Here is an 11998-nt window from a genome sequence, read left to right as displayed (position 1 = left end):
GCGTGAATAGAGCGGTTCGTTGGCAGAATTGATCACTTGGCTGATGGTATTGATCGGTCCGGCAGTGCAATTGAGCGGTTGGCCGGTGGAATTGATCGGTTCGGCATTGGAATTGATCGGTTCGTCCCCGGAATGGAGCGCTCAGCGCTGCCACTCCCTCAACAGAAAATGCGGAGCGGCAGCGGAGCCGACCATTCAATCTTGGTTCTGATTGGTGGAAGGGCATTCAGCGCGGCAGAAGATTCGCATGCAACCAGATGGCCGGCCGCGGGAATGGAGCGGTCAGCCGCAAATTTTCGCTCCCCCCACCAAAAAGAGCTGCCCGCGGGCAGCTCTCCTCTCACTTCTTCTTTTTTTCATTTTTCAAAACCCATCCGTCCATCGGTGCCACGACGAACGCGGCGATGATCAGTCCGATGAGGACGATGAAAGGTGCATAGAATATGATGAACTGTTCCATAGTATCGTCTCCTTATGCATGGTAGTCGCCTTTGCCGCGGACGTAATCCTTATCGAACAGGAACAGCCGCAGCACGAGATACAGCGCCGGGATGAGCAGGCACAGTCCGAGGATGAAGACGACGACGAGTGAGATGGCCATGGCCGGGTTCGTGAAGCTGTCGTAGATCGTCAAGTACGGATACAGCAAGTACGGGTAGTGCGATGCGCCGTAGCCGTAGAACGCGAAGGCGAACTGGCCGGCGAGCATCGCGAACGCCCAGCCGTACTGGCGCTTCGTGTAGAGCAGGAACACCGTGCCGGCGAACAGCAGTGCGGAAATCAGGAACATCGGCCAGAAGTTCTGGATGTTGCTGTAATGCTCCGGCTGATAACGCCGCAGCTCGACGATGATGCCGCCTGCTGCGATGATGGTCGGCAGCGCCCACGTCAGTGCGTAGCGCCGCAGCAGCGCAGCGGCTTCCGTGTCTCGCGCCTTATTCGCATACCATGTCAGGAACACGGCGGAAATGTAAAGCGTCGCGGACAGGCTGAGCACGACGATGGACCACGTCAGCGGGCTCGTGAACAGCTTCCAGTAGTCGAGCACCGGATTGCCGTCCACCAATTCGATGAAGCCGCCTTCCGAGATCGTCAGCACAATCGACAGCGACGCCGGGATCAGCAGTCCGGCGAGGCCGTACATGAACGAATAGCCTTTGTGCCCGCGTGCCCCGTACGTCTCGAACGCATAATACGAACCGCGGATCGCCAGCAGGATCAGGCCGAAGCTGACCGGCACAAGCAGTGTCGTGCCGTAGTAGAACGCCGTTTTCGGGAAGAACCCGATGATGCCGACGAAGAAGAACACGAGGAAGACGTTCGTGATCTCCCAGACCGGCGACAGGTACCGCTGGATGACCCGGGTGAGCACACGCTCTTTCCCGGTGATCAGACTGTATGCGTTGAAGAACCCTGCGCCGAAGTCGATGGCACCGACCATGATATAGCCGAACAGGAACGTCCATAAGACGCTGATTCCGAGTATTTCGAGGTTCATCGCACATCACGTCCTCTCATCGCATGGCGGTCTTCCAGTTCCTTCTCGACCGGATTGCGGCGGAACATCCGGCGCAGCACGACGATACTGCCGACGCCGAGCACGAGATACAGGCCGCTGAACAGCACGAGCATGAGATCGACCTGACCGCTCGTTGTCGCCGCTTCGGACACTTTCATGATATCGCGCAGGATCCACGGCTGCCGGCCGACTTCCGCGAACCACCAGCCGAACTCGATGGCGAGCACCGAAAGCGGGCCGCCGAGAACGATGAGCCAGCGGAACCATTTGCTTGAGATGAAGTTCCAGTTCCGCCATTTGCCGAGCAGGAACACGGCGGATAAGAGCGACAGCCACATGCCGATGAACACCATGAAGTTGAACAGGTAGTGGATGTACAGCGGCGGCACTTCATCTTCCGGGAACTGATCGAGCCCGGTCACTTCCGCGAATGGGTTGTTCGCAGCGAGCACGGACAGGCCATACGGGATCTTCAGGGCGTACTTGACTTCATTGTCCTCGGTCAAGACCCCCATGAGGATGAGCTCCGCCTTATCGGTCGTCTCGAAATGCCACTCGGCGGCCGCAAGTTTCTCCGGCTGGTACTCGGCGAGGTATTTCCCGGAGAAGTCCCCGATGATCGCAGCGCCGATCGAGAAGATGAAGCCGACTTTCAGCGTCAGCATGAGCGCTTTCTTGTGATAAATATGGTTCGACCCGCGCAGGAGCCGGAATGCTGCAATGGAAGCCAGAAGGAACGCTGCGGTCATGAAGGCGGTCACAACGACGTGCGCCACTTTCGTCGGCATCGCCGGGTTGAACATCGCGAGCAGCGGGCTGATGTTGACGAGCTCTCCGTTGACGATGTCAAAGCCGCGCGGTGCGTTCATGAACGCATTGACGATTGTGATGAAGACCGCCGAGAACGCAGCTCCGAGCGCTACCGGAATGAGCAGCAGCAAGTGTTTCTTCTGGTTTTCGAAGCGGTCCCACGTATACAGGTAGATCCCGAGGAAGATCGCTTCGAAGAAAAATGCAAAGGTTTCCATGAACAGCGGAAGTGCGATGACATTCCCGGCTAGTTCCATGAAATTCGGCCATAATAAGGACAGCTGCAGGCCGATTGCCGTCCCGGTCACCACGCCGACCGCCACGGTGATGACGAATCCACGTGCCCACCGTCTGGCGAGCAGGATGTAATGTTCGTCGTTCTTCTTGATGCCCACCCATTGGGCGATCATGATCATGAGCGGCACCCCGACACCGATGGTCGCATAGATGATATGGAATGACAGCGTCAATTCGGTGAGGACCCGCGAGAAAAATACGGCTTCTTCATTTCCCATCCAAGTTGCCTCCTTGTAGTGAATAAATCGTACGATGTGTCAGCTGAACAATCTGCCGAGAATGGACAGAAGCATGATTCCCGCGACACCAAACGCCAGCCACATGAGGACTTTTTCTTGTTTCTTGTACATCGGGACACATCCTTTCGTTCTCCTGTTACCCTTATTCTACTTGTTTCTATTAGGGTTTTCCCTAATCAGGATTGAAATATGCAGGTTTGGGTATAGAGATGTGACAGATGTGTAACGGGGGTTCAAATAAATACTTGAATTATTCTAAATTAAGTGGTATAATTAATCAATTAAGCGAGGTGAACACAATGAAATTAAAACGGAAAGTACTTGCCTATATTACGCGGGGCGAAGAAGAGGACCGGGACCTTCTTGTGTTCGAACACAGGGACCACCCGGAAGCGGGGCTTCAAGTTCCCGGCGGGACGATCGAGCGGGATGAACTGCTGATCGACGCACTATACCGGGAAATCGAGGAGGAATCGGGCATCCGCCGCGACGAGCTGATGCTGTGCGGCAAGCTGCACAAGACGAACTTCTTCCCGAAGGACAAAGACGAAGTACTGGAGCGGAACGTCTTCCATTTCGACTATCTGGGTGACCATGATGGCGAGTGGGATTACCAAGTGCAGGGCGATGGGAAAGATGAAGGACTCATCTTCCACTTCAAATGGCTCCCTGTCGAAGAACTGCCGAAACTTGCAGCGAAGCAGGATGCTGCCTTGGAGTTCATCGAATAACAGAACGCGGAAAGCAGCGGGCAGATGCCTGCTGCTTTTTTTGTGTGGGTGCTGGTGTGCCGGTTCGCTTCCTGAGTTTGTGAAGCGATCCATTCCTGCAGCTAAGTGATCTATTCTACCGGCAGACCGCTCTATACTTCTGCTAACCGCTCCATTCGAACGCTTAACCGCTCCATTCCGCCGTCTGACCGCTCTATTCGAACATTTAACCGCTCTATTCACCCGCCCGCTTGAGCGCTCTGCCGCCCGCGCCATCTTCTTCAAACAAAAAAACTCCGCCAAGGCGGAGTTTCCGGGTACAGCTATCACCACGTACGGTCCTGTTCGCGCAGTTGGTCGAACGGGACGCACATCTCGATATGACAGGACAGATTTTCGAAGACAGCGGGAGTCTTTCCGCCGTACTCCCCATCCAGATTGATGAGCACTTCCTCTTCTGATGTTACTTTCACAGATTGGGCTTTGCGTGAGATGACGAGCGGATCATTGAGATGTTCCCCCCGTACAGCGAGCGTGACCACCCTGATGAATTCGGCGATGTTGCACTTTTTCAGGATGAGCACCGTGAACTTCCCGTCGTTGATGCTGGATTCGGGAGCAAGTTTCTCGAAACCGCCGACGGAGTTCGTCAGGCCGACGAGGAACAGCATCGCTTCATCGTCAAACACTTCTCCGTCATATTCAATCTTGACCCGGCTTGCGTGGATGGACGGCAGCATCTCGATGCCTTTCAAATAATACGCAAGCTGCCCGAGCATCGTTTTCAGCCGGGACGGCACTTCATAGGTCAGTTCCGTCATCCGGCCGCCGCCTGCGATATTGATGAAGAACCGGTCGTTCATCTTGCCGACATCGACAGGGATTTTCTTATCCTCCAGGATGATATCGAGCGCTTTGTCGATATCGCGGGGAATCCGGAGCGCCCGGGCAAAGTCGTTCGTCGTGCCCATCGGGATCAGACCGATCGGAGGGCGGTTGTCGTAACCGGAAATGCCGGCGACGACTTCGTTGAGCGTTCCGTCACCGCCTGCTGCGATGATCAGGTCGAAGCCGCGTTCCACTGCCGCCGCGGCTGCAGTTGTCGCATCCCCTTCACAAGTCGTCGCATGGGCGGACGCTTCATATCCTGCCTGTTCGAGCCGGATCAGCACCTCCGCCAGGTTTTTGCGGAATGCTTCCCGTCCAGCCGTCGGGTTGTAAATAATACGAGCACGCTTCATACGTTGTTCCCTCTTTCTTCTGCACTCTTACTGACAGAGGCGCGCCTTACACGTGCGCCTGCAGTTCAGGCGTCCAGGTGTTTCGGATGTCTTCATAAACTGTCAGCCACAATTCGGGCTTCGCTGTGTATTCCGATGTGATCCGTCCGAGGACCGTCCGCTGTTTCTCTTCGAAATCCGGCGCGTCTTTCGGCGGAATCTCTTTCTTCAATTCCATGACGTGTTCCTGAATCGTTGCAGCGCGCGGTCCCCACTTTGCGAACACGTCGCCGTCAGCATCGAGCAGCAGGTAGATCGGGATCGATCGTCCGCCGTTCGTCAGATGCCGGTCGATCAGTTCGGTGTCTTCATCCCGGTACACAGCACGGACGTCGAGGTCCGCGGCTTCCGCAATGCGGCGGAGCACCGGATTGTTCAGCATCGCATCGCCGCACCAGTCCTCGGTGATGACGAGGATCCGGGGGTTCACTTCCTTCAGCAGTTCGATGAACCCGTCATCCTGCGGCACATCGAATTGTTCGTAGATTGAAAAGCTGCTGTCTTTATGGTGCTCCATCTTGTCCATATACGCCTGCAGTGAAATCGCCTGTTCAAAGTATTCCAGCTCAGTAGTCAACAGTCTTCACACTCCTTTTCTTCAGTGTACCCCCATCGGCGTGCGCAAAGCAATTTTCCAGCAGTCAGGAAAACGCCCTGCCCCCGGCTAACGCAGCCGGCGTGCAGGACGTTCCGATAGCCGTTATCGTTTGCTGATTTCGTCCAGCAGCAGTTTGTTGACCATCGGCGGGTTCGCCTGGCCTTTTGTCGCTTTCATGACCTGGCCGACGAGGAATCCGACAGCACGGTCTTTGCCGTTCTTGTAGTCTTCGATCGACTGTTCGTTCTTATCGAGGATTTCCCCGATGATCGTACGCAGGGTGCCTTCATCGGAAATCTGGACAAGCCCTTTGTCTTTGACGATCTGGGCTGCATCGCCGCCGTTTTCAGCGATTTCTTTGAACACTTTTTTCGCGATTTTCGACGAGATTGTGCCGTCTGCGATCAGCTTGACAAGGCTTGCAAGCCCTGCTGGTGTGAGCGGTGTCTCGCCCAGTTCCTTGCCTTCCGCATTGAGGTAGGCGGATACTTCACCCATCAGCCAGTTCGAAGCCAGTTTCGCATCCGCGCCCGCCTGTACCGTTTCATCGAAGAAATCAGACATCTCCTTCGTGAGCGTCAGGACATGCGCGTCGTATGCCGGCAGGCCCAGCTCGCTGACATAGCGCGCTTTCCGGGCATCCGGCAGTTCAGGAATCTCATTCTTGACCCGTTCAATCCAGTCTTCGTCGATGACGACATCCGACAGATCCGGATCGTTGATGAACCGGTAGTCGTTCGCACTGCCTTTGACACGCATGAGCACCGTCTGGCCTGTCGCTTCGTCGTACCGGCGCGTTTCCTGGACGATCTTGCCGCCGGACAGCAGGACTTTTTCCTGTCGTTCGACTTCGTTCGCGATTCCGCGGCGGACGAAGTTGAAGGAGTTCAGGTTCTTCAGCTCCGTTTTCGTGCCGAATTCCTCTTGGCCGAACGGTCGCAGGGAGATGTTGGCGTCGCAGCGGAGGGACCCTTCCTCCATCCGGACATCGGAGACACCGGTGTACTGGATGATCGCTTTCAGTTTTTCGAGGAATGCATACGCTTCGTTCGGCGTGCGGATGTCCGCTTCCGTGACAATCTCGATGAGCGGCGTCCCTTGACGGTTCAGGTCGACGAGTGAATAGCCGCCTTCCGCGTGTGTCAGTTTGCCGGCGTCTTCTTCGAGGTGGACACGTTCGATACGGATTTTCTTCTTATAGCCGTCCACTTCGATTTCGATCCAGCCGTTCGATCCGACAGGACGGTCATCCTGGGAGATCTGATACGCCTTCGGGTTATCGGGATAGAAGTAATGCTTGCGGTCGAAGTTCATGACGCGGGCGATCTCACAGTTGAGGGCCATGGATGCCTTCATGCCGAAGTCGATCGCCTGTTTGTTCATGGTCGGCAGCGTGCCGGGGTACGCAAGGTCGGTCGGGTGGATGTTCATATTCGGTTCTGCGCCGAAGTGGGCAGGTGCCGGTGAAAAGATTTTCGTATCTGTTTTCAGTTCAACGTGGACTTCAAGTCCGACGATCGTTTCAAAGTTCATGGTCAGTTCCCCTCCCTTGCAGGCGGCGTCTGCTTGTGGAATTCAGTCGCTTGCTCATATGCGTGCGCCACTTTATACAGCAGCGGTTCGTCGAAATGGTTGCCGATGATCTGCATGCCGACCGGAAGTCCTTCTGCAAATCCGCACGGTACGGAGATCGCCGGGATTCCGGCAAGGTTCATCGGTGTTGTCAGCAAGTCGTTCGCATACAGCGTCAGCGGATCCTTGATGGTCTCACCGAGTTTGTAGGCGTTCGTCGCACTCGTCGGTCCGACAATGATGTCGTATTTCTTGAAGACATCCTGGAAGTCCTGCGCGATCAGCGTACGAACTTTCTGTGCGCGTTCGTACAGGTCTTCATGGTGGCCGGCGCTCAGTGCGTACGTACCGTACAGCACACGCTTCTTCACTTCATCCCCGAAGCCTTCCGCACGGGAACGCAGGTAGATCTCGTTCAGGTCCTTTGCATCCTCAGGACGGTAGCCGTACCGGATGCCATCGAACCGCGCCAGGTTGGAAGAGGCCTCTGCCGATGAAATGACGTAGTACGTCGGTGCGGAGTAACGGGAATAATGAAGGTCGATCTCGTCCACCTCGGCACCGAGGGATTCGAGGACGCCGATCGCCGTCTTCACGGCATCCCGCACTTCCGGCTGGACACCTTCGCCGAGGTAGCGTGCCGGCACTGCAATCTTGAGTCCTTTGATATCGCCTGTCAGGGCGCTTCGGTAGTCCGGTACCGCTTTCTCTGAAGCGGATGGATCCCGGTAGTCAGATCCGGCGATCGCGCTCAGCAGCATGGCGTTATCTTCGACCGTCTTCGTGATCGGCCCGATCTGGTCGAGGGATGATCCGAATGCGACAAGGCCTGAACGGGACACACGTCCGTATGTCGGCTTCATGCCGACGACGCCGCAGAATGCTGCCGGCTGCCGTACAGAACCGCCTGTATCCGAACCGAGCGAGAAGAGGACTTGTCCCGAAGCGACCGCAGCGGCCGAGCCGCCTGACGATCCGCCCGGCACACGGTCGAGTCCCCAAGGGTTATGCGTCTTCTGGAAGGCGGAGTGCTCAGTTGTGGAACCCATTGCGAACTCATCCATGTTGAGTTTCCCGACGATCACCATACCGCTGTCCTTCACGCGCTCCGTCGCTGTCCCTTCATAGACAGGCACGAAGTTCTCGAGCATCTTGCTCGCGCATGTCGTCCGGATGCCTTTCGTGATGATGTTATCCTTGATGCCGATCGGCATGCCGAAAAGACCGCCGCGCTGCTCGTCCGGCAGGTTGTCCAGCTGTTCAGCCGCCTGCAGCGCTTCGGTTTCCGTGACGGTCAGGAATGCCTGGATCGGACCGTCCGTTTCTTTGATGGTCTGGAGCGTTTCCTTCGTCAGTTCCGTCACCGACAGTTCGCGGCTATGTAAAAGTGACTGAAGTTCAGACGCTGTTTTGTTTACTGCCATAAGTCAATTCCTCCTCTATACGGGTCAATCCAGGATGTTCGGTACTTTGATCATACCGTCTTCGTGCTCCTCGACACTCTTCAGCATATCATCACGGTCGAGGATGTCCGCAGGCGTGTCTTCACGCAGGACATTTGTAAAGGCAAGCGGATGGGTCATCTTGGCCACATCCGACGTATCGATCTCTTTCAGGCGATCCGTGAACTCGAGCAGGGTGTCCAGGCGGTCTGCAAATTTCTGTGCTTCTGCATCCGGCATGTCGATCCGGGCGAAATTCGCATAGTACTGGACTTCCTCTTTAGTGTAATTGGACATACTCTCTCCTCCTGGCTTTTATACAGTACGATTCATCATAACACCTTCGATGGATGATGAAAAGTTCCCCCGGTCAATAGGAATAAATATGGATGGACGGCTCTTCATCCCCCGCATTCTTCGTGATGAGGGACTCCGGCCCATTGCCGGAAGTGATGCTCACTTCCACTTCGGTTTTCGGGTAGTATTTCATGATGAGCGAGGTCATGTACTGTGTCAGCGCGACGACCTCGTTCTTGCCGTAGAACTGGATCGGGACGTTGATCTTGATGGATTCCAAGTTGTTGTCGCTGTAGAATGCCGTTCCGACGACACTGATGAAACCCGGGAAATAGTCATTGATATCTTGTTTGACCTTCTCGAACCTTTCGTTGACATCCCGATAATTGTCAACGTCCGATGAAGCCGGCAGAAGGACGAATTTCTCCTTCACTTCCTTCCAGCCATTCGGTTTGTCTTTCCCTTTGTCGACGTACGCCTGTGCGAAATACGTACCCGGCACGATGGAATTGCGGGACTGCTGTTTGAACAGGCCGACCGTGATCGGGACATCCCCGACACCGTCCAGCTTGCGCATACGCTGCACGATCGTCTCCGCCATCTTCATCCCCTGCTGTTCGATCGTCTTGTCAGGAATCTTCGCCTCGGCCGCGTCCCGCTGATAATAGACCGAGTTCATGGCGAGACCGATGGAGATCCCGGCAAGACCTACTTTCTTATCGCCTGTCTTGACGTAATAGTTCTGTTCGACGATGTGCGCCAGGTACACAGGCGCTTTCTCGCTGATTTCCTGAGGCGTCATCTTGTCGTTGATGGGCGGGTTGAGTCCGTCGTCGAATTTCGAGCTCCGGGACAGCCAATGGATTGCTGTCTTCTCATCGATGAACTGCCCTTCCTGGAAGAAGTGATCGTTCGGATCAAAATGCTTCGCGGACAGCCGGAGAAGCCCTTCTTCGACTTCCTCGATATCATATTTGCTGTAGACCTGATTGACGATCAGCCCGCGGGTTGCACTTTTCTTGAATGGCAGCAGTGTCCGGTAGTATTGCTCATTCAGCTGTACTTCGGGAATGAGTACGGTTTCCTGCTCGACGTCTTCGTTCTCCTGGATGACTTCCTCTTTTTCAGGCCCGATCGAGGGGATACACCCGCCGAGCACAAGAACTGCAGCGAATGCCGGCAGTGTGAATAACCTTTTCATACGTTGTTTTACTCCTTTGTTCCGAGCACTTCGATCAGCTTCGCTTCGTCCCAGACGTCAATGCCCAGCTCTTCCGCTTTCGCGAGTTTCGACCCCGCGTCTTCTCCGGCAATGACGATGTCCGTCTTCTTGCTGACGCTGCCGCTGACGTCCCCGCCGAGCGTCTCTATTTTTTCTTTCGCTTCGTTCCGTGTCAGTATTTCAAGCTTGCCTGTCAGGACGACCCTTTTGCCGGCAAACGGCCCGTCCTCAGGGATCTCCTGAGCGGTCCTGCCCCTATACTGCATGTTGACTCCGTATGCCTTCAGTTTGCCGATGACTTCGAGCACATCCTCATTTGCAAAGAATGATTCGATTGCGTCGGTCACTTTGTCCCCGATCTCGTGGATTGCGAGCAGCTCTTCGGCAGACGCGGCCATCAGGTTATCGAGCGACCCGAATTCGCGCGCGAGGATCTGGGCCGCTTTCGCACCGACGTGGCGGATGCCGAACCCGAACAGCAGCTTTTCGAACGAGTTCTCTTTCGATGCCGCAATGGCGTGCACCAGATTCGAAGCGGACTTCTCCCCCATCCGGTCGAGTGTCATCAGCTGCTCTTCGGTCAGACCGTACAGATCCGAAAAGTCCTTCACAAGACCTGCTGTATAGAGCTGATCGACGACACGCTCACCGATGCCTTCGATGTTCATGGCATTCCGGGAAACGAAGTGGATGAGCGCTTCTTTCAGCTGCGCCGGGCATTGCGGGTTGACGCAGCGCAGTGCCACTTCCCCTTCAATGCGGATTAATTCCGACCCGCACACCGGGCAGTCGGACGGCATATGGAATTCGATTTCGTCCCCTGTCCGCCGGTCCGTCAGCGGGCCGATCACTTCGGGGATGATATCGCCGGCTTTCCGGATTTTCACATCGTCGCCGATGCGGATATCCTTCTCGCGGATCAGGTCCTCATTGTGGAGGGAGGCCCGGCCGACCGTCGTGCCTGCCACGCGGACGGGTTCCAGGATGGCGGTTGGTGTGACAGTACCTGTCCGGCCGACACTGAGCTCGATATCGAGCAGTCGGGTCACCACTTCTTCCGCAGGGAATTTGTAGGCGGTCGCCCAGCGCGGGCTCTTCGCTGTATAGCCGAGCTGTTCCTGGTCTTCGAACTTGTCGACTTTGATGACGATGCCGTCGATTTCATAATCGAGTGCGGCACGTTTCCCGCCCCAGCTGCTGACGTAATCGAGCACTTCCTCGATCGTTTTGCATTTCTTCCGTTCATGGTTCGTCACCAGCCCGAGGTCATCCAGATAGTCGAGCGCCGCCGAATGTGCTGCCTGACCGTACGCTTCCCCGTCCCCTCCGACGCCGTACAGGAATACGGCGAGATTGCGGCTTGCTGCAATCTTCGGGTCGAGCTGGCGCAGGGAGCCGGCCGCTGCATTGCGGGGGTTCGCGAACGGCTCGTCACCCGCTTCGTCGCGTGCTTCATTCAGCTTGACGAATGATTTCTTCGGCATGTACGCCTCGCCGCGTACTTCGATCGTCACCGATTCGTTCAGTTTGAGCGGGATCGACCGGATGGTGCGCAGATTCTCTGTGATGTCCTCGCCGACCGTTCCGTCCCCGCGTGTCGATCCCTGTGTGAAGCGGCCGTCTTCATACTTCAATGAGACGGCAAGCCCATCGATCTTCAGTTCACAGATATAGGTGACAGAATCACCGACACCTGCACGTACACGGCGGTCGAACTCCCGGATATCTTCCTCATTGAACACGTTCGACAGACTGAGCATCGGATACTCATGACGGACCTTCGTGAAGCCTTCCAGCACAGGTCCGCCCACGCGCTGCGTCGGGGAATCGGGATAGATGAGATCCGGGTGCTGTTCCTCGATGGCAAGCAGCTCCTGCATGAGCTTGTCATATTCAGCATCCGTGACAGCCGGACGATCGAGCACGTAGTAGGCGCGCCCGTATTCGGTCAGCAGCCTGTTCAGCTCCTCGACGCGTTTCTCGAGTTCGTGTGTATCCTCCATCTCGCGTTC

Annotated in this window: 12 protein-coding genes; 2 read left to right on the top strand and 10 right to left on the bottom strand. The window is 55.9% G+C overall.

The window, feature by feature from the left end:
- Window positions 1-19: 19 nt before the first annotated feature.
- Window positions 20-211 carry a hypothetical protein gene (locus tag QWT68_RS15455; protein ID WP_144036074.1) on the top strand — a complete coding sequence of 64 codons (192 nt, stop codon included), beginning with the start codon at window positions 20-22 and terminating at the stop codon, window positions 209-211.
- A 129-nt stretch (window positions 212-340) separates the two neighbouring features.
- On the opposite strand, the gene cydS is transcribed toward QWT68_RS15455, so the two are convergent.
- The 3 genes from cydS to QWT68_RS15445 are packed head-to-tail and all read right to left on the bottom strand — an operon-like array spanning window position 341 to window position 2844.
- Entirely contained in the window at window positions 341-460 is a 120-nt protein-coding gene (gene cydS, locus QWT68_RS15630) for a cytochrome bd oxidase small subunit CydS family protein (protein ID WP_425313921.1), read from the bottom strand.
- A gap of 12 nt (window positions 461-472) precedes the next feature.
- Window positions 473-1498 (bottom strand): cytochrome d ubiquinol oxidase subunit II, encoded by a 1026-nt coding sequence (locus tag QWT68_RS15450; protein ID WP_290148872.1) that lies wholly within the window; start codon window positions 1496-1498, stop codon window positions 473-475.
- Window positions 1495-2844: a cytochrome ubiquinol oxidase subunit I gene (locus QWT68_RS15445; RefSeq protein ID WP_290148871.1), complete on the bottom strand. Its 1350-nt coding sequence runs from the start codon at window positions 2842-2844 to the stop codon at window positions 1495-1497. Before QWT68_RS15445 ends, QWT68_RS15450 begins: the two co-directional genes overlap by 4 nt.
- A gap of 320 nt (window positions 2845-3164) precedes the next feature.
- Here QWT68_RS15445 and QWT68_RS15440 point away from each other — a divergent pair, with 320 nt between their 5' ends.
- Window positions 3165-3596 carry an NUDIX hydrolase gene (locus tag QWT68_RS15440; protein ID WP_040285968.1) on the top strand — a complete coding sequence of 144 codons (432 nt, stop codon included), beginning with the start codon at window positions 3165-3167 and terminating at the stop codon, window positions 3594-3596.
- A gap of 305 nt (window positions 3597-3901) precedes the next feature.
- On the opposite strand, the gene QWT68_RS15435 is transcribed toward QWT68_RS15440, so the two are convergent.
- From QWT68_RS15435 to ligA, 7 genes are all read right to left on the bottom strand, one after another.
- Window positions 3902-4816, bottom strand: coding sequence for a diacylglycerol kinase (locus tag QWT68_RS15435; protein ID WP_040285969.1), 915 nt, complete (start codon window positions 4814-4816; stop codon window positions 3902-3904).
- A 46-nt stretch (window positions 4817-4862) separates the two neighbouring features.
- The gene (locus tag QWT68_RS15430; RefSeq protein WP_040285970.1) at window positions 4863-5432 is read right to left on the bottom strand and encodes a thioredoxin family protein; all 570 of its coding nucleotides are present in this window, start codon (window positions 5430-5432) and stop codon (window positions 4863-4865) included.
- Between the two features lie 123 nt (window positions 5433-5555).
- Window positions 5556-6986, bottom strand: coding sequence for an Asp-tRNA(Asn)/Glu-tRNA(Gln) amidotransferase subunit GatB (gene gatB, locus QWT68_RS15425; RefSeq protein WP_290148869.1), 1431 nt, complete (start codon window positions 6984-6986; stop codon window positions 5556-5558).
- 2 nt (window positions 6987-6988) lie between these two features.
- Window positions 6989-8449 carry an Asp-tRNA(Asn)/Glu-tRNA(Gln) amidotransferase subunit GatA gene (gene gatA, locus QWT68_RS15420; RefSeq protein WP_040285972.1) on the bottom strand — a complete coding sequence of 487 codons (1461 nt, stop codon included), beginning with the start codon at window positions 8447-8449 and terminating at the stop codon, window positions 6989-6991.
- A gap of 24 nt (window positions 8450-8473) precedes the next feature.
- Entirely contained in the window at window positions 8474-8764 is a 291-nt protein-coding gene (gene gatC / locus QWT68_RS15415) for an Asp-tRNA(Asn)/Glu-tRNA(Gln) amidotransferase subunit GatC (RefSeq protein WP_040285973.1), read from the bottom strand.
- 73 nt (window positions 8765-8837) lie between these two features.
- Complete coding sequence (locus QWT68_RS15410; protein ID WP_290148865.1) at window positions 8838-9965, bottom strand: CamS family sex pheromone protein; 1128 nt, start codon at window positions 9963-9965, stop codon at window positions 8838-8840.
- An 8-nt stretch (window positions 9966-9973) separates the two neighbouring features.
- Complete coding sequence (gene ligA / locus QWT68_RS15405) at window positions 9974-11989, bottom strand: NAD-dependent DNA ligase LigA (protein WP_290148863.1); 2016 nt, start codon at window positions 11987-11989, stop codon at window positions 9974-9976.
- Window positions 11990-11998: the final 9 nt, after the last annotated feature.

The organism is Sporosarcina trichiuri (assembly GCF_030406775.1).
Lineage (GTDB): Bacteria > Bacillota > Bacilli > Bacillales_A > Planococcaceae > Sporosarcina > Sporosarcina trichiuri.
This window is presented reverse-complemented; position numbering and strand designations above follow the sequence as displayed.

Coding starts and splice junctions, on each gene's coding strand:
- QWT68_RS15440 (WP_040285968.1), top strand. CDS start 3,165: ATGAAATTAAAACGGAAAGTACTTGCCTATATTACGCGGGGCGAAGAA.
- QWT68_RS15435 (WP_040285969.1), bottom strand. CDS start 4,816: ATGAAGCGTGCTCGTATTATTTACAACCCGACGGCTGGACGGGAAGCA.
- ligA (WP_290148863.1), bottom strand. CDS start 11,989: ATGGAGGATACACACGAACTCGAGAAACGCGTCGAGGAGCTGAACAGG.
- cydS (WP_425313921.1), bottom strand. CDS start 460: ATGGAACAGTTCATCATATTCTATGCACCTTTCATCGTCCTCATCGGA.
- QWT68_RS15450 (WP_290148872.1), bottom strand. CDS start 1,498: ATGAACCTCGAAATACTCGGAATCAGCGTCTTATGGACGTTCCTGTTC.
- gatC (WP_040285973.1), bottom strand. CDS start 8,764: ATGTCCAATTACACTAAAGAGGAAGTCCAGTACTATGCGAATTTCGCC.
- QWT68_RS15410 (WP_290148865.1), bottom strand. CDS start 9,965: ATGAAAAGGTTATTCACACTGCCGGCATTCGCTGCAGTTCTTGTGCTC.
- gatA (WP_040285972.1), bottom strand. CDS start 8,449: ATGGCAGTAAACAAAACAGCGTCTGAACTTCAGTCACTTTTACATAGC.
- QWT68_RS15445 (WP_290148871.1), bottom strand. CDS start 2,844: ATGGGAAATGAAGAAGCCGTATTTTTCTCGCGGGTCCTCACCGAATTG.
- gatB (WP_290148869.1), bottom strand. CDS start 6,986: ATGAACTTTGAAACGATCGTCGGACTTGAAGTCCACGTTGAACTGAAA.